This window comes from Marinicella gelatinilytica (assembly GCF_026410405.1).
In the GTDB taxonomy this organism is placed as follows: Bacteria; Pseudomonadota; Gammaproteobacteria; order Xanthomonadales; family Marinicellaceae; genus Marinicella; species Marinicella gelatinilytica.
This window is the reverse complement of record NZ_JAPMLN010000001.1, coordinates 95,965-117,492: the sequence shown is the minus strand read 5'-3', so window position 1 is coordinate 117,492 and position 21,528 is coordinate 95,965. Positions and strand designations below refer to the sequence as shown.

Genomic DNA, 21,528 nt, shown 5'->3' with positions numbered 1-21,528 from the left:
ATTATGATGGATTTTTTAAAAGAATTGGGTCTTAAAGACATCAACCCAGGCACTTGTACCAGTATTGGCGAGTGGTCAAAAGATGAATCAGCGGGCTTAATTGAATCACATAACCCAGCCACCGGTGAACTTTTAGGTAAAGTATATTCCGCCAGTGAAGCTGATTATGAACAGGTTATTAAGACCGCCCAAGATGCAGCCAAAGAATGGCGCAAAATTCCGGCACCTCGACGCGGTGAAGCGGTCCGAATTGTTGGCGACGCCTTACGAAAACATAAAGATGCCTTGGGTTCTTTGGTGTCCGCTGAAATGGGCAAAATCAAATCCGAAGGTGACGGCGAAGTACAAGAAATGATTGATATGGCAGATTTTGCTGTGGGTCAATCACGCATGTTGTATGGTAATACCATGCATTCAGAACGTCCCGGTCATCGCATGTATGATCAATGGCATCCTTTGGGCGTAGTTGGAATTATTTCTGCCTTTAACTTCCCGGTGGCCGTATGGTCGTGGAATGCTTTTATTGCGGCCATAGCCGGCAATATTTCGGTCTGGAAACCCAGCCCAAAAACGGCACTTTGTGGTGTTGCAGTTCAAAACATTTGTAACCAAGCGTTAAAAGACCATGATTTTCCACCCATTTTTATGATGTTTAATGACGGCGGTAATGAATTAGCCAAACAGTTTGTTGATGATGAGCGGGTTAATTTACTGTCTTTCACAGGTTCAACCCAAGTCGGTAAGCAAGTGGGTGTGCAAGTGGCTAAACGTATGGGACGTTCACTGTTAGAGTTAGGTGGTAATAACGGTTTAATTGTTGATAAAACAGCAGATTTAAAGTTAGCGGTTCCGGCCATTGTGTTTGGTGCTGTGGGAACAGCCGGTCAACGATGTACCACCACCCGACGTCTATTTGTTCACGAGGACATTGCCGATGAGCTCATCGACAAAATTGTACACGCCTACAAACAAGTTAAAATTGGTAACCCATTGCACAAAGATACCCTCATGGGTCCTTTGATTGATGGCGTATCAGTACAGGCCTTTTTAAATGCCGTTAATCGCGCAAAAGAAGCCGGCGGCGAAGTTTTAACAGGCGGTAAACCTTATGGTGATGGCCCGGGTTTCTTTGTTGAACCGTGTATCATTAAAGCGGAGTCTGATTGGGAAATCGTACAAACTGAAACCTTTGCCCCTATTTTATATGTCATGACTTTTTCAAATTTAGATGAGGTTATTGAGCAGCATAATAGTGTCGCGCATGGTTTGTCATCAGCTTTATTTACCAACGACATTCGCCACGCTGAACAGTTTTTATCGGCTTATGGCAGCGATTGCGGTATTGCCAATATCAATATCGGTACTTCCGGTGCTGAAATTGGGGGTGCATTTGGTGGTGAAAAAGAAACCGGTGGTGGTCGTGAGGCCGGCTCTGATGCATGGAAAGCCTACATGCGACGCCAAACCAACACCATTAACTATTCAACTGAATTGCCTTTGGCACAAGGTATCAAGTTCGATATTTAATGATGATTAAAGGCTTAAAAAAAACCTCATCAAACGCCTTGTTTGTTGAGGTTTTTTTATCATGATAATCTCAAAGTTATACAGTCGCTTATTACAGCAATTGCCCGCTGAAACTGCCCACGATATGGCAATTCACTCTTTGGGCAGCCCGTTAGCCAAATTAGCCGGTTGTGCCGAACCGGCTGCGCCTGTTAAATTAATGGGCATTCAATTTCCCGGTCGGGTTGGCTTGGCCGCTGGTTTTGATAAGAATGCAGATGCGGTTTCTGGTTTAAGTCGTTTGGGTTTTGGTTTTTTAGAAGTCGGCACCGTCACCCCTAAACCCCAATCCGGGAACCACAAACCACGGTTATTTCGTTTAAAACAAGATCGCGCCATTATTAACCGCATGGGCTTTAATAACAAAGGTGTTGATTATTTAGTTAAGCAAATTAAAAATACATCTTACCAAGGTGTATTAGGTATTAATATTGGTAAAAACAAAGATACCGACAACAGCAAGGCCTTGGATGATTACCTGATTGGTTTTAATAAAACCCACAGCTATGCCGATTATGTTACCATTAATATATCCTCGCCAAATACACCTAATTTACGGGCTTTACAAAGCGAACACAGTCTTAATCAATTATTATCAGGACTCAAAGAAGCACAATTTAAAGCACAACAACAAAGTGGCCAATACACACCTTTGGTGGTGAAAATATCACCGGATGAGGATCAGCAACAACTAATAGCCATTGCCGGGGTGTTGCAAACAAATGAAATCGACGGCTTGATATGCACCAATACCACAATTAGCCGTCCTGACACACTGATAAGTAACCAACAGCTAATCCATGAAACCGGCGGTCTCAGTGGCGCACCTTTAAAACACAAATCATTCATAACCCTAAAAACCATGCGCCAGCTACTGGGAACTGATTTCCCAATTATCGCCGTTGGTGGTATCATGGGTGTTACCGACGCCCAACAGCGGTTTGATTGTGGCGCAGATTTAATCCAAATTTATACCGGCTTTGTATATCAAGGTCCGACTTTAATCAACAACATCAATGCCTGGTTAACACAAACGCATGTCACGTCTCCATAATCTTAAAAAATTCAATACTTTAGCCGTTGACAGTTCCTGTGAACGATACCTAAGCATTCAATCTTTAAGTGACTTAGAATCGTTACCAAGGGACTTAAAAGTATCTGACATGTTGGTTCTGGCAGGTGGTAGTAATTTACTGCTAAGCCCCCAAATTAACCGATTTGTGGCACACATCAAACCCCGCGACCACATTGAGGTGGTCGATAATTTAGTGGTCGCATGGGCGGGAACCTCTTGGCATGAATTGGTTGTCTGGGCCGTCAGTCATCAACTGGGTGGTATTGAAAACCTGGCATTAATCCCGGGAACTGTTGGGGCTGCACCCATCCAGAACATCGGTGCCTATGGCGTAGAACTAAAAGATGTGTTGGTGTGGGTGGAAATTTATAATTGGCAAACCGGTGGATATCACCGTCTGAGTAACGAAGAATGCCACTTCAGCTATCGTCACAGTATTTTCAGGTACCATGATCGACCTTGGGTCATTAGTAGAATCGGTTTGGATTTACGACCGAATCGGCCTGTTAATCTCAGTTATCCGGCTTTACGAGACAAGCTGACAAGAAACAAAAAACCAAGTTATGCGGATATCGCTAAAGCCGTTACAGAAATTCGCCAATCCAAACTTCCTAACCCCAAAGAGCTACCCAATGCCGGCAGTTTTTTCAAAAACCCGATTATTGACCAAGATTTAGCCCATAGGTTACAAAAAAAATACAAAGACATGTCGTTTTTTAATTTGGATGACAAACAGGACATGGTGAAAACCAGTGCTGCTTGGTTATTAGAAAAGTGTGGCTTTAAAGGGAAGCGAATTGGCGATGCCGGCTTTTACGACAAGCATGCCCTTATTTTAGTGAATCATGGAAAGGCCAGCAGCGAAGATTTACAAAACTTAAGCCGAGCCGCCAAAAAAGCCGTCAAATCAAAATTCGGAATCACCCTCGAAGAAGAAGTCCGAATTGTTTAAATTCAACTAACTTTAGGCAAAAAAATCCCGGGGAAACCCCGGGATTTTAAATAACTCATTTATGTCGATGTTATTCAACGATGAATTTACCTTTCATAACACCCCAATGACCTGGGAAGCTGCAGAAGAAAGAATAATTAACGTCTTTTGACAATTCAGATACGTCAAATGTAACTGAAGTGCTCTCACCACCACCAATGATTTCAGTGTGGGCAATCACTTTAGACAAATCTTCAGGCATGTAATCATTTTCTAAGCCCGTTGACATACCGGCTGTGGCCACTGACTGCATGTCATCAGTTTGCGTCAATACCCAGTTATGACCCATGACATTGGCAGCCATAGTGCCTGAATGGGTTAAAGTCAATTTAACTTCGGTACAATCTGCACCGATGGATAATTCTGACTTATCAAATTGCATTTGATCATTACTGTCAATTTCCAACTCGCAGGTCTTTGCGTTAACAGCAGAAACCAAACCAAATGACATAAGCAATACAGTTAATGTGATTAATTTTTTCATAATAAAACCTTCTAATAAAAGTACAATAAATATGGTTGTTAACTCACTTTAAATCAAGACTAACAACCGCGATAAAATAGTTAAATAATGTTTTAAATTTAATGGCGATATTATAACCGCCATAACTTAATAGAACGTTAATAACTTCTTAATAAAATTTAATTTTTTTGATCATTGCAGGGTAAAAATGGCTTTTAACAATTGAGTCACTTGTCATTACTGCATATAATGTACGTTTTAATTTCATTGTTCATCATGCAAAAAATTTTATTGTTATGCTTGTTATTTTCTTTCGGTCCAGTTTTGGCTGAAGGCGATGCGGATCGCGGTGAAAAAATTGCCTATACCTGTTCGGGTTGTCATGGCATTCCGAAATATAAAAACTCCTACCCAAATTACCATGTACCTAAAATTGGTGGGCAAAATGCAGCTTATATTGAAACGGCACTTAAAGACTACCGTGATGGTGCTCGTCAACACGGTACCATGCAGGCACAAGCCGGCAGTTTAAGTGACCAAGACATCAGCGATATTGCCGCTTATTTTTCTCAATTTGGTGAAGCAAAACAGGATAAACAATGAACTATTTATACACTAACCTCAGAAAATCCATTTTTACATCGTGTCTGATTATAGGTTGCTTCCTCATGGCATCACCGGCGATGGCCTTTGATGCAGAAGCCGGTAAAGCCAAAGCTGAACAAGTTTGTGCCTCATGTCACGGCTTAGATGGTGTCGGTATCATTCCTACCTACCCTAATCTGGCGGGGCAGTATGTTGATTATTTAATCAAGGCACTGAAAGATTACCGTTCCGGTGTACGCAGCAATGCCATTATGGCTGGGTTTTCTGCCACATTGAGCGATGAAGACATTCAAAATCTGGCTTATTACTACGCCACCTTAAAAGATAAAAGATTGCCGACCTTAGACATTAAATAATACAATGGGTCAAACCAAATATGCCCTGATAACCGGCGCTTCTGCCGGTTTAGGGGCTTGTTTTGCACAGCAACTGGCACAACGTGGCTGGTCTTTAATCCTAATCGCACGTCGCACCGACCGTCTACAACAATTAGCGCAACAACTTCAACATCAACATAACATTGATGCGCAAATCATAACCGCCGATTTAGCTCAAGCTGATGCCGCCCAAAAAATTTACCAACATTGCCAAACACAACAATGGTCAGTGGCCATGCTGGTTAATAATGCCGGCTATGGATTGCCCGGTGACTTTGACGAGCCCTCATGGCCGCAACATCAAGCACAACTGAATGTGATGCTTAACTCTTTGGTGGAACTTACTTATTTATTTTATCCCGCCATGAAAAAAGCCCGCTATGGACGCATTATTCAGGTGGCTTCATTAGCCGGCTTGGCACCACCGACTGCAGGACACACACTGTATGCCCCCATGAAGTCTTTTGTTATTAAATTTGCACATTCGTTGCATTTAGAAGGCAAAGATTTTGGGGTGCACGTTTCAGCCCTCTGTCCAGGTTTTACCTACACTGAGTTCCACGATGCCAATGGTACCCGTCATCGTATGAACAAACTATCCAAATCACTGTGGATGTCAGCTGACGAGGTAGTGGCAGAAGGAATTGCAGCAGTAGAAGCCAATAAAGCAGTGAAAATTAACGGCTGGCGCAATCAATTAATTGCCCTGATGACGCGTTTATTGCCGGATAAAATTATCCGTGCCCTATTTCAAAAAAACATTAATAAATACCGCAAACGCAGTAACGAGTCTTAGTTTTTCTTAGCTGTCTAAAAAGATTATAATAGCCTCAAGCAATGACAGTGTATCCGTGTTTTCATGTTTTTTTAGCTTATAAAAAAAGCAGCCTGACAGTAAGCACAGACTGCTTTTAATTCACATATCAGATATGGATTATCTTGTCGCTGATACCAAATTACTTAAAGAATTTACTGCCACCATTACAGTTGCATAGTCGGCTTGTTTATCACTTTTAATACTGGTCATCAGTTGCTTAACGTTATCAACCATTTTCTGCTGATCATGTAACCATTGGTCCATCACTTTCTGCGCGGACTTCTTGGTTCCGTATCGGCGTATCAATGCGGCCGTTAATTCGGCATGATGTTCACTGAGATCATCCCGTAAATCGCCTCTGGCATGGACATGCCAGTGACTGTCTACCGGCAGTTTTTCAACCATACTGTTGAGCCACACCAAATTCAGGTATTGACCCAATGGGAAATACATATCAGCGGCACTTTTAACCGAGACTTTTTCATCATTTGCGACCTTAACCACATCTAAAGCGGCGTTAATATACGGTAAAGCAGCAAGTTGGCGAGCAATTTTTTTATGGAAGCCTTTATCTGCTAATGATTTAAGTTCACGATCAAAAACCTGATTATCAGCGGGAGTAATGTATTGCTCAAAGTCTGCTTTGAAGGCGTTAACACCCGATTGCAATTGTTTTAATTGGGCCTGTAAATCTATATTGTGACCAATATTATTTAACGTCCACCGCACACCATGACGTACAAATGACCAGATGGATTTGAGTGCTTTAAGCTGATCGTCCGCCATCACAACACCATCATGATCATCAATGGCCTGCCACAAATCATTTAAATTAAAGAGCTCAACCACCAAAAAGTATGCCAAGGCAATGGTACTCACATCAGCACCGGTATCCTCATTCATACGCATCATAAAAGTTGCACCCATGCGGTCAACAATTTGACTGGTGAGAACCGTGCCAATAATTTCTCTTTTCAGCTGATGATTATCCAGATACTTGGCATCAATACTTTGTAACTGTTTCGGGAAATAATGCACCATCACATCGCGTAACCAGGGATCTTCCAATACATCAGATGCCAACAGCTTTTTGAACAAGTCAATTTTAGAATAAGATAACACCACACAAAGTTCAGGACTGTAAAGACCTTCACCATTTTGTTGTCGTGTTTTCAACTCAGCTTCTGAGGGTAAAAACTCCACTTCGCGATCCAACAAACCATTATTTTCTAAAGTTTTAATTAAATGTGCCTTCGCACCGATACGTTCAGGGCTCACATGCAACATAAAAGATAAAATTTTATTTTGCCGGTAGTTATTGGTTAACACTAAACGACTCACTTCTGATGTCATATCAGCTAACAATTTATTTCGAGCCGGTAAATCCATCTGGCCGTCTTTAACCATTTGCTGTAATAAAATTTTAATATTAACTTCGTGGTCAGAACAATCCACACCGGCTGAATTATCAATAAAGTCGGCATTCAATCGACCACCGGTTTTTGCGTATTCAATCCGGCCACGCTGAGTCATACCTAAGTTGCCGCCTTCGCCGAACACCAAACAGCGCAGCTCATTGCCATTCACACGTAAACTGTTGTTGGCACTGTCTCCGACATCAGCGTGACTTTCTTCGCTGCTTTTCACATAGGTACCGATACCACCATTCCAAATTAAATCCACTTCAGATTGCAGTAATTTTTTAATTAAATCCTGTGGCGCGATGTCATCTTGTTTCAGTTTTAACCAATCTTTGACTTCCTTAGATAGTGGTATGGCTTTATCAAAACGGGAATAAACACCACCACCCTTAGATATGAGTTTTTGATTAAAATCCTCCCAAGAAGATCGCGGCATCTCGAACAAACGTTTGCGTTCTTTCCAAGTGCTGGCTGAATCTGGATTTGGATCCAAAAAGATGTGCATGTGATTAAATGCCGCTTTTAGACAAATATGTTTTGATAACAACATACCATTACCAAACACATCACCGCCCATATCGCCAATACCAACCACTGAAAAGTCTTGTTTCTGACAGTCAATATTCATTTCTCTGAAATGGCGTTTGACCGACTCCCAGGCTCCACGTGCAGTAATACCCATACCTTTATGGTCATAACCCACAGAACCACCGGATGCAAAAGCATCACCCAACCAGAAGTTGCGTTCAATTGAAATACCATTGGCAATGTCTGAAAAAGTGGCTGTGCCTTTATCTGCAGCCACCACTAAATAAGGATCATCGTCATCATAACGAACCACATTATCGGGATAAACAACCTGATCATTAACAATGTTATCGGTGATATCTAACATTGAACCAATGTAAATCTGATAACAACGTTTAACTTCTGCCATCACGGCATCACGGTCACCTTGGGGTAAGCGTTTAACCACAAAACCACCTTTTGAACCAACCGGTACAATGATTGAGTTTTTAACATGTTGGGCTTTCATTAAGCCCAACACTTCGGTTCTAAAATCCTCATAGCGGTCTGACCAACGAAGTCCCCCACGCGCCACTTCCCCCATCCGCAGGTGAATGGCTTCCACATCCGGCGAATACACAAAAATTTCCCGGTAAGGAATCGGTTTTGGGATAAAAGACAACGCCGATGAATTAATTTTTATACTCATCGCCGGTTTAAATTTATCCTCTGCATCCTTCTGGAAAAAGTTAGTTCGAATAACGGCACGAATGGTTTCTGTGACATAACGAATAATGCGATCTTCATCTTGCGATGAAACACTCACCAATAAGGCATTAATAACCTTTTCTACTTTGTCAGATAAGCTCTCACGATCCAATTTTCGACTACGGAAATACTTATCAACACAGGCTTGTTGGTTTTCGTTTAAAGTAATATTGAGGTGATGCATCTGATCACCAAATTTCTGCTGAAATGCTTTAAAGTAATCGCGAATCTCTGAGGCATCCAACTGATCCAATGCCGGACTAAATCGAATGGTGAATAATTCCACAATCCAACGACTAATATGGGGTTGATTAACCAAAGCTTTAACGATGTAATCTCGACTGTAAGGTAATCCGGTTTGTAGTAAGTATTTAACTAAACCATTAATAAAGTAAATTTGACGCCAATTTAAGCCACCTAAAATAACCAGTTTATTGAGCGGATTAGAACTCAGCTCTTTGCGAGATACTTTAGCAAATGTACTGTGAAAACGCTCTCTGACCAGCTCCAGTTTCAAAGATGCCCCAGAGGCTAAATTCAAATCAAAATCCTGGACCCAGATAACGCGACCATCCGCAAGCTGCCATTCATAAGGCCGTTCACTAACCACTTGTAATCCCAGATTCTCCAAATCGGGCAAAACTTCACTCAAAGGCATGGTCTTATTAAAGCGAAACACTTTAAAACGAAACTCTCCTTGCTGTTTAACACGCGGCATATACAAACTAACCTGTAAATCATCCGCATCTGTTAATTTATTGGCATGCTCTAAGTCATAAGACGCCACCCGGGGACTGACATCTTCTGTGTAAGCCACCGGAAACGCACCTTTAAATTTAGCCATCAAAGGTTGTGCTTGCTCGTTACCAAAACGCTCAATCAACACCATACGCAACTGATCTTCCCAAGTTTTTACAACTTCAATAATTTGTTGTTTAAGCTCATCAATTAACTTTCTATCAAACTTGTTAATATCACGGATAACTAAATACAAACGCGCATAATGGGAGTCATCAATAGAGACCGCATATTCGACCTCAACACCATCAACGGCTTCAGTGACTAATTTTTGAATTTTAAGCCGGACTTTGGTATTAAATAAATCACGGGGGACATAAATCATGAAGGATCCATAGCGCCCAAATTTATCAATTCTTGCGATCACTTGGGTGGTGACTTTTTCTTGTATCGCCAGAGATTGGTATATGGCGTAAAACAATTCTTTGGTGTTACTTTGCATCACCTCATCTCGCGGAAAACTGTCGATAATGTGCATCAACATTTTTTCTGAATGAGAGTTGTCCTCAAAAGCAAATTGTTTAATGAGTTGTTTTATTTTGGTTTTAATGTAAGGAATTTCTAAGGGGCTGGTGTTCATGGCCTGAGATGTTAATAGGCCGATAAAGCGGTGTTCGGCCACCACTTCCCCTTGGTCATTGGTCTCCAATACACCAATATAATCTAGGTTACCTTTGCGATGAATTTTGGATAATTTATTGACTTTGGTGAGTACCACCAAATCGGATTGTTTTTTGACTTTATAATCACTGACTTTAATTTGGCTGGCATCATTGGAATCAGCATCTAATTTTTGACTCAATAAGCCCAAACCGGAATCTTCCTCAGCCACCAAATAATCCTTTTGTTTTTGATAACGTCGGTAACCTAAAAAGGTGAAATTATCATTAGCCAACCAATCGAGGAATTTTTGTTGGGATTTTTGACAGGTATCATCACCCAAACTGCCCAACTTGTCTTTGGCTTCCTCAAGTTTAGCCAACATCGGTTTCCAATCGGCCACAGCATAACGAATTTGTGTAAAAACATTATTTAGATAGGTTTGTAATTTTTGCTGTTCTTTTTTGTCGTGGATTTGTGAGACTTCGATATAAATTAATGATTTGACTTGGGTATCATTTTTCTTGGGCTTATCAATCAATACCCGATCCTTATCTTCACCTTGTATTTGAATAATTGGATGAGAAATTAATTTAACCTCAAGCCCGAATTCAGCGCAGGCCATGGTGGCAGAATCCACCAGAAACGGAATATTATCGTTAACTAAAAATATATGTGATATCAACTGATCATCGGTAAAGTCAGTGACTTTAATAACAGGTTTCTTCAAAGAAGAATCACTCATTGCCGAAATCATCTTTGTGATGACTTCGACCCAATATTCCACATCGTGAGAATTGACCTCATCCATGGTCATGTGGGTAAATAGTTGTTTGGCTAATTGTTCAGCGCTGTCGCTGTAGGGTTGTTTATTTTTTTTTAAATGAGCCGCAAATTTTTTTATAAACTTTTTATGATCAGAAGTCAGTAGTGAATGCATGATAATTTCATCCTATGAAGTTGTTTTAACCACGGAATTTATACCATCCCGAACGTTCAAACATCTTCACTCAGGTTAGAGACCTTGGCAAAGATCTCGTTTAATAATATTAACAATTGGTCTAATAAAGACCACGAATCTGTCATCTATGAGACGACCAATAATTTGATTGAATTGTAACTTTTTAACCATTGAAAAGGTAGGATGAAAACGGCTATTTCTGATTTCCTTGACCTAACACAAACATTCACAACAGCTTAACAAAAAATAAACTTGTAATTTTATCAAATCCCACTAAAATTCATAATATCCCTTTATTCGTATATATAGATATATGGAATTAAACGAATTATTTAAAGTATTGGCCGATGAGTCACGAATTAGATTATTACTGATGTTACAAGACAATGAATTGACTGTGGCCGAAATTTCTGAAATTACACAAATGCCACAACCTCGGGTGTCTACACACTTATCTTTGTTGCGACAAAATGACTTAGTGATTGTCCGAAAACAAGGTGTTTTTGCTTATTATCGAATCAATGCCGGTACTTTTGCACAAAAATATCCCGAGTTTTTGTCATTATTAGACAACCATTACGACAATAATCCTTTGGTGGCACAGGACCAAAAAAGGTTAAAACAAGTTCTCAGCCAACAAGCCAAGGGCAATCAATGGGTGGACAGCGTTGCGGGGGATATGGAGCGACATTATTCACCGGGCAGAACCTGGGAAGCCACCACCCGCTTAATTGCCCAAATGATTGCGTTAGACAATGTTTTGGATATTGGCTCCGGTGATGGTGTGTTGGCTGAACTCATGGCACCACAATCAAAGCAATACACCTGTGTGGATAATAACCACAAAGCCATGGTAGCAGCCAAAAAACGCTTACACCATCTTGATAATGTGCAATTCGCAGAAGCTGATATGCATCAGCTGCCGTTCCAAGATAACGCCTTTGATTGTGTGTTATTGCTACAAGTTCTGACCTATGCCGAAAACCCCAAAAAAACCATTTCAGAAGCTGTTCGTGTCACCAAACCCAAAGGCCGTATCATGTTAGCGACACTCAATAAACACGCCCATCAGCACGTACAAAAAGAATATGGCCATATTCACATGGGTTTTAAAACCGAGACCATTGAATCCTATTTTAAACAACAAAACTGTCAATCGGTTCACGCTCGGATCACCTCTCAAGAACAGCGTTTGCCCCATTTTGAAATCATTACTGCCGAGGCCATTAAATGAATACCACAGCCACAGCCCGACAAGCGCTGACACAAGCCGTTAAAGAACGTATTTTATTGTTGGATTCTGCCATGGGCACCATGATTCAAAATTTAAAACTTAATGAAGCTGATTTTCGTGGCGAGCTGTTTAAAGGTCATGCCTCTGATCTAAAAGGCAATAACGATATTTTATCGCTCACCCAGGCGAATCTGATTCGAGATATCCATGAACAGAATTTAGCCGCCGGCAGTGACCTGATTGAGACCAACACCTTTAATGCCACGCGCATCGCCCAAGCCGATTACGACACAGAAGATTACAGCTACGACATCAACAAAGCCGCTGCCCAGTTGGCGAAACAAGCCTGTGATAAATACAATACACCGGACAAACCACGCTGGGTGGTGGGTGTGCTGGGACCCACCAATCGCACCGCCTCCATTTCACCGGACATTAACCGACCCGAATTTCGCAATGTCACGTTTAGCGAATTAACCGATGCCTACAGTGAAGCCATTAACGGTTTACTCGATGGTGGTGCCGATATCCTGATGGTGGAAACCATCTTTGATACCCTGAACGCCAAAGCCTGTTTATTTGCTATTCGAACTATTTTAGATGAACGCCGCATAGATGTACCAATTATGATTTCTGGCACCATTGTCGATGCCAGTGGCCGCACCTTATCGGGGCAAACGCTGACTGCGTTCTACCATGCCATACGCCATGCCAAACCCTTTAGTATCGGCTTAAATTGCGCCCTCGGCGCTGATGACTTGATTCCATACATCAAAGAGCTGAATGACATCTGCGAATGTTATATCAGTGTTCATCCCAATGCCGGTTTGCCGAATGAATTGGGCGAATATGACCAGAGCCCTGAACACATGGCGTCAATTTTAAAGGACATGATTGGCCATCGGCACATCAATATTATGGGCGGATGTTGCGGCACCACACCGGAGCATATCAAGGCAATGGCGGATTTGGATTTAAACAATTCAGGGCGTCCCCTACCCGATTTAAAACCCTTGTGCCGCTTGTCCGGGCTGGAACCATTAACCATCACCCCGGAAATCAACTTCATCAATGTCGGTGAACGCACCAATGTCACCGGCTCCGCTAAATTTAAGCGCCTGGTCAAAAACAATGAACTTGATGCCGCGGTGGAGGTGGCGCAACATCAGGTGGATAACGGTGCGCAAATTATTGACATCAATATGGATGAAGGCTTATTGGATTCTGAAGCGGTGATGGCCACCTTTTTAAAACTGATTGCCTCAGAACCGAATATTTCAAAAGTGCCCATTATGCTTGATTCGTCTAAATGGAGCGTCCTGGAAACCGGCTTACAGCTGATTCAAGGCAAAGGCATTATTAATTCCATTAGTTTAAAAGAAGGTGAAGCGGAGTTTATTGAACATGCACGCCAGGCGATGAAATATGGCGCTGCGGTGATTGTCATGGCCTTTGACGAACAAGGACAGGCGGATAATTTACAGCGTCGCATTGAAATCTGCCAGCGTTGTTATGACTTACTCACCCAGGAAGTCAATTTTCCGCCGGAAGACATTATTTTTGATCCCAATATTTTCGCCATTGGCACCGGTATTGCCGAGCATAATAATTATGGCGTGGATTTTATCGAAGCCACCCGCTGGATAAAACAGAATCTGCCGCATGTGCATGTCTCCGGCGGCGTCTCTAATATTTCCTTCTCATTTCGTGGCAATAACCCACTGCGCGAAGCCATCCATTCGGTGTTTTTATACCACGCCATTCAAGCCGGCATGGACATGGGCATCGTCAATGCCGGCCAGCTGACTGTGTATGATGATATTCCGGCTCATATTCGCGATAAAATTGAAGACTTGTTGTTTAACCGTGACCCCAATGCCACTGAAGATCTTATGGTACTTGCTCAGGAACTACAACAAAGCCATTCCGATAACAGCGATAAAACTGCCTGGCGTGACTTACCGATCTATCAACGAATTAGCCATTCATTGGTCCACGGTATCAGTGATTACATTGAACAGGATGCCGAAGAAGCCAGACAAGATCTGGAAGAGCCCATCGAAGTCATTGAAGGGCCATTAATGGATGGTATGAATGTGGTGGGCGATTTATTCGGTGCCGGTAAAATGTTCCTGCCACAGGTGGTGAAATCCGCCCGCGTTATGAAAAAAGCCGTGGCCTATCTGACACCCTTTATTGAAGCCAAAAAAGGCCGTCAACAAACCAAAGGCAAAGTGGTGATGGCCACCGTTAAAGGCGATGTCCATGACATCGGTAAAAATATCGTGGGCGTGGTCCTGGGTTGTAATAACTATGAAATCATTGATTTAGGGGTGATGGTTCCGGCGCAGAAAATTCTTGATACCGCGGTCGAACAACAAGCCGATATTGTCGGTCTGTCGGGCTTAATTACACCGTCATTGGATGAAATGTGCTATGTCGCTGAATTAATGCAGGAACGTGGTATGAACTTACCGCTGATGATTGGTGGCGCCACCACTTCACGCACCCATACTGCGATTAAAATTGAACCGGGTTATGAGCACGCCACCGTGTGGGTGAAGGATGCTTCACGGGCCGTCAATGTGGTACAACAGTTATTATCGGAAAAAGACCGCGATGATTTTTGTCAGGACATCAAAGCCCAATATGAAGAGCTCAGAGAGCGGCGCAAAAACCGTGATCAAAATAAGAAAATCATTTCAATACAAGCCGCCCGTGATAATGCTTTACAACTGGATTGGACTCACTACCAACCACCGAAACCGAGCTTCACCGGCATTAAAGTCATTAAAAATACGCCCATTGAGGATTTAAAACCCTTTATTGATTGGACACCGTTTTTTCAGGCCTGGGAATTACACGGCAAATACCCGGCCATATTAGACGATCAACTGGTGGGTGATAGCGCCCGCGAATTGTTTCAGGATGCACAAGCCATGCTGCAACAAATCATCGATCACAAATGGCTGTCTTTAGAAGCCGTGATTGGTTTTTTCCCGGCGTACAGAGACGGTGATGATGTTATCATCGAACATCAGGAACAAAGCCATCGGCTTTTGAACCTGCGTCAACAGGCCGACAAGCCCAAAGCCAACTTATGCTTAAGCGATTTTATCGCCCCCAAAGACAGTGACTTACAGGATTATATCGGCGCCTTTGCAGTCACCGCCGGAGTCGGCATTGAACCCCATATTGAACGCTTTAAAGCCGATAATGACGACTATAAAGCCATCTTACTAAAAGCCCTGGCCGATCGTCTGGCTGAAAGTTACGCTGAATACATGCACCACCAGGTCCGCACCCGCTATTGGGGCTATGCCGTCGATGAGGATTTGGATAACGAAGCGCTCATTAAAGAGAAATACCGGGGCATCCGACCGGCACCGGGATATCCCGCCTGCCCCAATCATCCGCAAAAAGATGTGCTGTTTGACTTGCTCAATGTCAGCCAACACACCGCCATCGAACTCACTGAAGGTTATGCCATGTATCCGGCCTCCTCGGTCAGTGGTTTTTATTACGCGCACCCGGAATCACAATATTTCGTAGTCGGCAAAATTGACGATGACCAAGCCCGGGATTATGCGCAAAGAGCCGGGATTTCTGAAGACAAAGCCCGTAAAATACTGAGAGCCAATTTATCACGCTAAGTTTTGATTGCTTTATAATGGTCTAATGAAAAGAATAAAGTTATTATTACTTATAGGATTATGCTTAGCGGCATCAGCCCAGGCTCAATTTGAACCACCGGTTATTATTGATCCCCCTAATCCACTGGTTGGTGATACCATTCGTGTGGGTTTATTTCATACTTATCATTACCCTTGTTTAATTTTGCCGGTACAAAATTTGGATGGTGAAACCCACTTGTTCGAATTTAATAACAGCTTACCCTCATACCCCGAAAATCACATAGATTTAATTGTGGTTGCTGAAAGCATACCATTATGTAATCCTTTTCCGGTGACCCCTGCTCCAAGAGAATATTATGAGCTTGGTGAATTGCCTGCGGGAGAATATTCATTGAGAACTGGTTTAATAACTCCTATTTCATATTTCCCTTTGCCACCTGATACTCAACCACTTCAGTATGGTTCAATTTTAACTTTTAGAGTTTCCGAACCTTTAGCTATCAATACGATGTCAGATATCGCTTTAGTATTTTTAATATTGCTTATTGTAATTACCACTCACTTTACTTTTAAATACCGTTTATTATCTTCGACCCCTATTAATTAACCCAACCAAAATGATAGATTATCTATTTGGCCACTGTTTTCATGCGTGTGTTTATTGTTATGATACTGATAGGCTTAAGAAAAATGATTTTAAATATTAACATTCAAAAAGGTTTAATAAAGTTATGAGTTTTTACGAAATTGACGGTGTTAGACCGGTGATCGATGACAGTAGTTTTGTGCACCCAACGGCGTCCATTATCGGCCATGTCATTATCGACAAGAATTGTTACATCGGCCCCCATGCCAGTTTGCGTGGAGATTACGGTCGCATTGTGCTTGAAGATGGTGTCAACGTGCAAGACGGCTGCATTGCCCATTGTTTTCCGGGCGGTGAAACCCGTATCCGCAAAAACGGCCATATTAGCCACGGTGCGGTGTTACACGGCTGTGTGATTGGTGAAAACACCATGGTCGGTATTCAAACCGTGATTATGGACAATGCCGAAATTGGTGCAGAGTGTATTATCGGTGCGTTAAGTTATGTGAAGCCCGGTTTCAAAGCCCCCGACCGCAGCATCATCCACGGCTCCCCGGCTGAAGTCAAACGCGCTGTTAAAGACCACGAACTCGAATGGAAAACCCGCGGCACCCAAGTCTACCAAAACCTCACCGAACGCTGCCTCAAAAGCTTCCGCGCCTGCCAACCCCTGAATGATATAGGTCAGCAAAAAAAAGACCTCGACGTACCAAAATTCAAACCCATGAAATAAAATCTTTTAATTACCCACAAAGATCACGAATACAGAAAGAAATTCATATGAAAGGTAGGCGCTGACTGGTAGGTTGGGCTGAGCTCAGCGAAGCCCAACATTTTGCTTGCAGCTAAGAATTTAAGTTGGGCTTCGCGTTGCACAGCCCAACCTACTGAATTTTAAGTGTTTTTAAGCTGTTATTAATTTTTCGACCTTTAACTTGTCTCGATTTTGCTCGGCTTGCCAAAGTTCATATTGGGCTTGCTGGTTAACCCAACTTTCAGCTGAGGTGTTAAAAGCAATTGAAAGTCGAATCGCCATTTCCGGACTAATACCGGCATGGCCATTAATAATGGCACTTAAGGTCTTACGACTGACACCAAGTGCCTTTGCAGCAGCAGTCACGGACAGTTCTAATGGCTCAAGGTAAAGCTCTTTAATCACTTCACCGGGATGTGGTGGGTTATACATGAACATTTTATATCTCAATGGTAGTCTTCATAATTTACATCCTCCGCATTTCCTTCATCAAAAAGAAAGGTTATTAGCCAATTGCCGCTAACCATAACTGACCATTCTTTGGATCGATTACCAGATAATTGATGAAGCCTTAAACCGGGCAAGTCCATATCTTTTATTTTATGGGCAACATTTAAGCGACCGAGTATTAGACGAAGTTTCTTTGCATGGATGGCCTGAATCCCGGCCGTGCTACCGGAACGAAAGAATTTTGCTAAGCCTTTATGCTTGAAGCTCCGTATCATTTCACAAATATAACCTGTAACGTTACAGGTGTCAAATGAATGTAAATTAATTCATAAATGGTATAAAGGTATTAATTATTTTCACCATGATTTGATGGGTTTTTGAGAATTATTAAGAAACTCTTCCCTATATTTTATCCAATAACAGTTTATTATCGTTTCTTTTGAATCAAGATAATGATACTAAATGGTAGGTTGGGCTGAGCTCAGCGAAGCCCAACATTTTTCTTTATGCAGGGTTTTGAGTTGGGCTTCGCTTTGCTCAGCCCAACCTACGGCTATTATTAAAACTTCAGTCTTGTATTATTCAAGAAGGATAAAAAACTTTCATGTCTAACTTTTTAAACTCATCCCCGCCACAAAACCAGACGACCAGGCCCATTGGAAATTAAAGCCGCCTAAGTGGCCGGTGACATCGACCACTTCGCCGATAAAGTAAATATTGGGGTGGCTTTTAACGGCCATGGTTTTGGATGATAGGTGATTGGTATCGACCCCGCCTAAAGTGACTTCAGCGGTGCGATAACCTTCACTGGCTGCCGGTTTCAGCACCCAGTTGGTATAGCTCTCAGCAAGTCCAGCGAGTTGCTTTTGATTAAATGTTTGCAGTTCACGTTGTAAATCATCACCACTGATAAATTTCCCCAGTGTTTCCGCAAGACGTTTTGGTAAAAACCGCTGCAGTACTTGTAGCATTGATAATTGCGGCGTATTAAGTTTGGCTTCGATTAAATTTGCCAAAAAATCATAATCCGGAATGAGATTAATATAAATGCTTTCACCCGGTTGCCAGTAACTGGAGATTTGTAAAATCGCCGGACCACTTAAACCACGGTGTGTGAACAACACTTGATGGGTAAAGGATTGCGCGTTTTCTGCGCTGACTTCAGCCTGCACACTGCTGCCACTTAAGTCAGAAAACAATTTTTGGTGCTGATCGGAAAACATCAGTGGCACCAGACCGGCACGTTTAGGCAACACCGTTAAGCCCATTTGTTCGGCCAGTTGATAGCCGTAATCCGAGCCACCCATTTTCGGAATCGATAAACCACCGGTGGCCACCACCAATTGTGGTGCAGTGAATTGTCCGATATTGGTTTTCACAGTTACCGGCTGACCGATTGCTAATTGCTCAATACTGACATCACAATGGAGATCAACGCCCTGCTCGCGACAATCATCTAATAAGGCGTTCAGTAGATCTTTGGCGCTGCGATTGCAAAATAACTGGCCGAGCTCCTTTTCATGGTAGCCAATATCATGGTCTTCCACCCACTGTATAAAGTCCCACTGAGAGTAGCGACTTAAGGCGGATTTCATAAAGTGTGGATTGGCGGATAAAAAATAGTCCGGGGCACAATGCATATTGGTGAAATTACAGCGACCGCCACCGGACATCAGAATTTTTTTACCCGGTTTATTGGCTTTCTCCAGTAGCAATACTTTTAAACCGCGAGCGGCCGCGGTTTTGGCACACATTAAACCGGCGGCTCCGGCGCCTAAGATAATGACATCATAGGCGTCGGTTTTTGTGTTTGCGTCCAATTAAGCTAAAACCTCAGGGGCATCCGGTTGCTGTTCCGGTGAAGCCTTGATAAATTCATCCAATACCATGCAGTGTTGATAGATTTCAGTCAATCGCGGGTAAGCATTCAAGGGCACCTGAAAGCGATTGGCATTATAGATTTGTGCCACCAGACAAATATCTGAGATACAGGGATAATCCGCATGCATGAATTGAGTTTTACCCGAACTGGCTTGCTGTTCTAAGGCCTTAAAACCTTCATGAATCCAATGGGCATACCAGGTATCAACACGGTCTTGTTGCCAGCCCTGTTTTTTCAGGTATTGTAAAACCCGTAAATTATCCAAAGGATGAATATCAGAGACAACGGTTTGGGCAGCGGCGCGGCAGTGCGCTCTACTGATGGCATCTTCCGGTAATATCGATGGCGCGGGCTGATATTCTTCTAAGTATTCAAGTATCGCCATGGATTGGGTAATGACATGTCCATCCTCCGTAACTAAACTCGGCACCAACCCCTGTGGATTGACTTCACGGTAACCGGCCTGATGCTGTTCACCACCGTTTTTAACCAGATGAACTGCTTTAGTTTCATAATCTAAGCCCTTTAAATTTAAGGCAATTCTGACACGATACGCCGCGGTACTGCGCCAGTAGCTGTACAGTGTTAATGTCATAACTCCTCCGGGCTGATATTGAGTTCATCTAAAATAAAGGCCAAATCCTCGGCGGAACCTGGCTGAAATTTTTCACTGCGGGAGACAATTTCTTTATACCAGGCGATGACTTTATGGCGCTTTTTGGGATTTTTAGCGCAAACCCTCGGTGTGAGGTTATCCAGCATCGGAATCGGCTGATCCAAGGTGTCTTTATAATGTTGAATCATATAATCCTTAATGATGGCCAGGCGATCTTCAGGCGAGATGTCATCGGACATCACATCTTCTATACCAGTGTTTTGAGTGTTTTGAGTTTTTTGATCATTGTTATAGACCATCATGGGCTGTTTAATGCGCGTGCCCAGCAGGGATTTTAAATACTTTTTAGCTTTGTTGGCGCGACCGCGTGAATTAACCCGAATGGTTAAATCCTGCTCACCCAGCGTCAGCACACCCCAAATGGGCACTTGTTGATCGTGTTCATGCGCCGCCCTGTCCAGCCATAACCAACAATCATCCTGGTTAGGTTCCGGCATCAACTGATCACTTTCATCCAAATACTTTTTTATGGTTTTGGGCTTGACGGCGATGGTAAACCGCAAGGTCATATCTTCCACAATATCACCATCACGATTCGTAACAATCGGTTGTTCCGGTGATGTTTTATCCATCATATCCATAACCCAATCAACGAACACATAATCCGCTAAATTGCCTTCAATTTCTGCCATCAGCGCGGCTTTCATGTCTGGTAACAAATGTATGTCTTCAGATTCCATGGCTTGTTTAAGGAAAGTAAGTCCATCTTTTTTGGTATATTCCAATCGATCTTTTATGTTTTCAACCGCTTGGTGCGATAGTGGCAAAAAGGCACCGGTAAACATGCATTGTCCGCGCATATGAATAACCCGGCCGGCCAGATAAGTCCAGGGCACGATGTTTTCTGAGCCTTTCTTTTCGATAACTTTAATTTTTTTATCCGGTTGGTCGATATCTCGAACAACTATGTATTCGCCTGGCTTGACGTCGGTCACCTCATAGATTTTAACGGCGGCGTCATTCAATTTTTTTAAATACTGTCTGCCGGCGGGTGCTTCACGCCAACCCCGGTTTTTTAAAAATATTTCAATCGGCGTTTGATCACCCTCACCCCAAATAACACTGCCCCAGCGTTCAAACAAAAACCCAAAAGCCATGTGACCCATACCCGATTCAGCATATAGCCATTGGCGAAAGTCCATGGGATCCTCGCCGATAAATTCACCGACTTCCTGCCAAAGCTGGCTTTCAAGAATCTGGAAATCGTTGATATAAGGCTCTTTTTGCTGAAAATCCATTAAATGCTTAATGGCTTTATCAATCTCTGTTCGATGGTTTTTACTCAAAATATTTTTCCTTTGTGAACTTTGTGTCTCTGTGGTTACCATTTATTAACCGCAAAAATCATATAGCAAAAATAA

Annotated in this window: 17 protein-coding genes; 10 read left to right on the top strand and 7 right to left on the bottom strand. The window is 42.5% G+C overall.

Annotation, left to right across the window (positions count from 1 at the left end; genetic code table 11):
- The 3 genes from amaB (at window position 1) to murB (ending at window position 3,593) form a co-directional block, all read left to right on the top strand.
- Window positions 1-1,527, top strand: coding sequence for an L-piperidine-6-carboxylate dehydrogenase (gene amaB / locus OS173_RS00410; RefSeq protein ID WP_456085692.1), 1,527 nt, complete (start codon window positions 1-3; stop codon window positions 1,525-1,527).
- Window positions 1,528-1,588: 61 nt separating this feature from the next.
- Window positions 1,589-2,620, top strand: coding sequence for a quinone-dependent dihydroorotate dehydrogenase (locus OS173_RS00405; RefSeq protein ID WP_267182292.1), 1,032 nt, complete (start codon window positions 1,589-1,591; stop codon window positions 2,618-2,620).
- Window positions 2,604-3,593, top strand: a complete 990-nt coding sequence (murB, locus tag OS173_RS00400) for a UDP-N-acetylmuramate dehydrogenase (protein WP_267182291.1) — start codon at window positions 2,604-2,606, stop codon at window positions 3,591-3,593. Before OS173_RS00405 ends, murB begins: the two co-directional genes overlap by 17 nt.
- Window positions 3,594-3,663: 70 nt before the next feature.
- Here the strand turns inward: murB and azu are convergent, their stop codons facing one another.
- Window positions 3,664-4,116, bottom strand: coding sequence for an azurin (gene azu, locus OS173_RS00395; protein WP_267182290.1), 453 nt, complete (start codon window positions 4,114-4,116; stop codon window positions 3,664-3,666).
- A gap of 255 nt (window positions 4,117-4,371) precedes the next feature.
- On the opposite strand from azu, the gene OS173_RS00390 reads away from it, so the two are divergent.
- The 3 genes from OS173_RS00390 (at window position 4,372) to OS173_RS00380 (ending at window position 5,874) form a co-directional block, all read left to right on the top strand.
- Window positions 4,372-4,698 (top strand): c-type cytochrome, encoded by a 327-nt coding sequence (locus OS173_RS00390; RefSeq protein WP_267182289.1) that lies wholly within the window; start codon window positions 4,372-4,374, stop codon window positions 4,696-4,698.
- Window positions 4,699-4,763: 65 nt separating this feature from the next.
- Entirely contained in the window at window positions 4,764-5,057 is a 294-nt protein-coding gene (locus OS173_RS00385; protein ID WP_267182288.1) for a c-type cytochrome, read from the top strand.
- Window positions 5,058-5,061: 4 nt separating this feature from the next.
- On the top strand, window positions 5,062-5,874 hold the full coding sequence (locus OS173_RS00380) for an SDR family NAD(P)-dependent oxidoreductase (RefSeq protein WP_267182287.1): 813 nt from the start codon (window positions 5,062-5,064) through the stop codon (window positions 5,872-5,874).
- Between the two features lie 138 nt (window positions 5,875-6,012).
- On the opposite strand, the gene OS173_RS00375 is transcribed toward OS173_RS00380, so the two are convergent.
- Window positions 6,013-10,929: an NAD-glutamate dehydrogenase gene (locus OS173_RS00375; RefSeq protein WP_267182286.1), complete on the bottom strand. Its 4,917-nt coding sequence runs from the start codon at window positions 10,927-10,929 to the stop codon at window positions 6,013-6,015.
- A 334-nt stretch (window positions 10,930-11,263) separates the two neighbouring features.
- Between OS173_RS00375 and OS173_RS00370 the strand changes: the two genes are divergently transcribed.
- The 4 genes from OS173_RS00370 to OS173_RS00355 all read left to right on the top strand — a co-directional run bounded on the left by OS173_RS00370 (window position 11,264) and on the right by OS173_RS00355 (window position 17,138).
- Window positions 11,264-12,184 (top strand): ArsR/SmtB family transcription factor, encoded by a 921-nt coding sequence (locus OS173_RS00370; protein WP_267182285.1) that lies wholly within the window; start codon window positions 11,264-11,266, stop codon window positions 12,182-12,184.
- Window positions 12,181-15,837 (top strand): methionine synthase, encoded by a 3,657-nt coding sequence (gene metH / locus OS173_RS00365; RefSeq protein ID WP_267182284.1) that lies wholly within the window; start codon window positions 12,181-12,183, stop codon window positions 15,835-15,837. Before OS173_RS00370 ends, metH begins: the two co-directional genes overlap by 4 nt.
- 25 nt (window positions 15,838-15,862) lie before the next feature.
- Window positions 15,863-16,426: a hypothetical protein gene (locus OS173_RS00360; RefSeq protein ID WP_267182283.1), complete on the top strand. Its 564-nt coding sequence runs from the start codon at window positions 15,863-15,865 to the stop codon at window positions 16,424-16,426.
- Between the two features lie 124 nt (window positions 16,427-16,550).
- A complete protein-coding gene (locus OS173_RS00355) occupies window positions 16,551-17,138 on the top strand; it encodes an acyltransferase (protein WP_267182282.1) in 588 nt (195 codons plus the stop codon).
- Window positions 17,139-17,309: 171 nt separating this feature from the next.
- Here the strand turns inward: OS173_RS00355 and OS173_RS00350 are convergent, their stop codons facing one another.
- The 5 genes from OS173_RS00350 to OS173_RS00330 all read right to left on the bottom strand — a co-directional run bounded on the left by OS173_RS00350 (window position 17,310) and on the right by OS173_RS00330 (window position 21,453).
- Window positions 17,310-17,591: a HigA family addiction module antitoxin gene (locus tag OS173_RS00350; RefSeq protein WP_407659803.1), complete on the bottom strand. Its 282-nt coding sequence runs from the start codon at window positions 17,589-17,591 to the stop codon at window positions 17,310-17,312.
- A gap of 14 nt (window positions 17,592-17,605) precedes the next feature.
- Window positions 17,606-17,884 carry a type II toxin-antitoxin system RelE/ParE family toxin gene (locus OS173_RS00345; protein ID WP_267182280.1) on the bottom strand — a complete coding sequence of 93 codons (279 nt, stop codon included), beginning with the start codon at window positions 17,882-17,884 and terminating at the stop codon, window positions 17,606-17,608.
- Between the two features lie 333 nt (window positions 17,885-18,217).
- On the bottom strand, window positions 18,218-19,429 hold the full coding sequence (locus OS173_RS00340) for a BaiN/RdsA family NAD(P)/FAD-dependent oxidoreductase (protein WP_267182279.1): 1,212 nt from the start codon (window positions 19,427-19,429) through the stop codon (window positions 18,218-18,220).
- Window positions 19,430-20,086 carry a maleylacetoacetate isomerase gene (gene maiA / locus OS173_RS00335; RefSeq protein ID WP_267182278.1) on the bottom strand — a complete coding sequence of 219 codons (657 nt, stop codon included), beginning with the start codon at window positions 20,084-20,086 and terminating at the stop codon, window positions 19,430-19,432.
- A complete protein-coding gene (locus OS173_RS00330) occupies window positions 20,083-21,453 on the bottom strand; it encodes a hypothetical protein (RefSeq protein ID WP_267182277.1) in 1,371 nt (456 codons plus the stop codon). Before OS173_RS00330 ends, maiA begins: the two co-directional genes overlap by 4 nt.
- Between the last annotated feature and the right edge of the window lie 75 nt (window positions 21,454-21,528).

What these genes read in the sequence shown, in the direction of transcription:
- OS173_RS00405 (WP_267182292.1), top strand. Translation starts at nt 1,589, where the DNA reads ATGATAATCTCAAAGTTATACAGTCGCTTATTACAGCAATTGCCCGCT.
- murB (WP_267182291.1), top strand. Translation starts at nt 2,604, where the DNA reads ATGTCACGTCTCCATAATCTTAAAAAATTCAATACTTTAGCCGTTGAC.
- azu (WP_267182290.1), bottom strand. Translation starts at nt 4,116, where the DNA reads ATGAAAAAATTAATCACATTAACTGTATTGCTTATGTCATTTGGTTTG.
- OS173_RS00390 (WP_267182289.1), top strand. Translation starts at nt 4,372, where the DNA reads ATGCAAAAAATTTTATTGTTATGCTTGTTATTTTCTTTCGGTCCAGTT.
- OS173_RS00385 (WP_267182288.1), top strand. Translation starts at nt 4,764, where the DNA reads ATGGCATCACCGGCGATGGCCTTTGATGCAGAAGCCGGTAAAGCCAAA.
- OS173_RS00380 (WP_267182287.1), top strand. Translation starts at nt 5,062, where the DNA reads ATGGGTCAAACCAAATATGCCCTGATAACCGGCGCTTCTGCCGGTTTA.
- OS173_RS00375 (WP_267182286.1), bottom strand. Translation starts at nt 10,929, where the DNA reads ATGCATTCACTACTGACTTCTGATCATAAAAAGTTTATAAAAAAATTT.
- OS173_RS00370 (WP_267182285.1), top strand. Translation starts at nt 11,264, where the DNA reads ATGGAATTAAACGAATTATTTAAAGTATTGGCCGATGAGTCACGAATT.
- metH (WP_267182284.1), top strand. Translation starts at nt 12,181, where the DNA reads ATGAATACCACAGCCACAGCCCGACAAGCGCTGACACAAGCCGTTAAA.
- OS173_RS00360 (WP_267182283.1), top strand. Translation starts at nt 15,863, where the DNA reads ATGAAAAGAATAAAGTTATTATTACTTATAGGATTATGCTTAGCGGCA.
- OS173_RS00355 (WP_267182282.1), top strand. Translation starts at nt 16,551, where the DNA reads ATGAGTTTTTACGAAATTGACGGTGTTAGACCGGTGATCGATGACAGT.
- OS173_RS00350 (WP_407659803.1), bottom strand. Translation starts at nt 17,591, where the DNA reads ATGTATAACCCACCACATCCCGGTGAAGTGATTAAAGAGCTTTACCTT.
- OS173_RS00345 (WP_267182280.1), bottom strand. Translation starts at nt 17,884, where the DNA reads ATGATACGGAGCTTCAAGCATAAAGGCTTAGCAAAATTCTTTCGTTCC.
- maiA (WP_267182278.1), bottom strand. Translation starts at nt 20,086, where the DNA reads ATGACATTAACACTGTACAGCTACTGGCGCAGTACCGCGGCGTATCGT.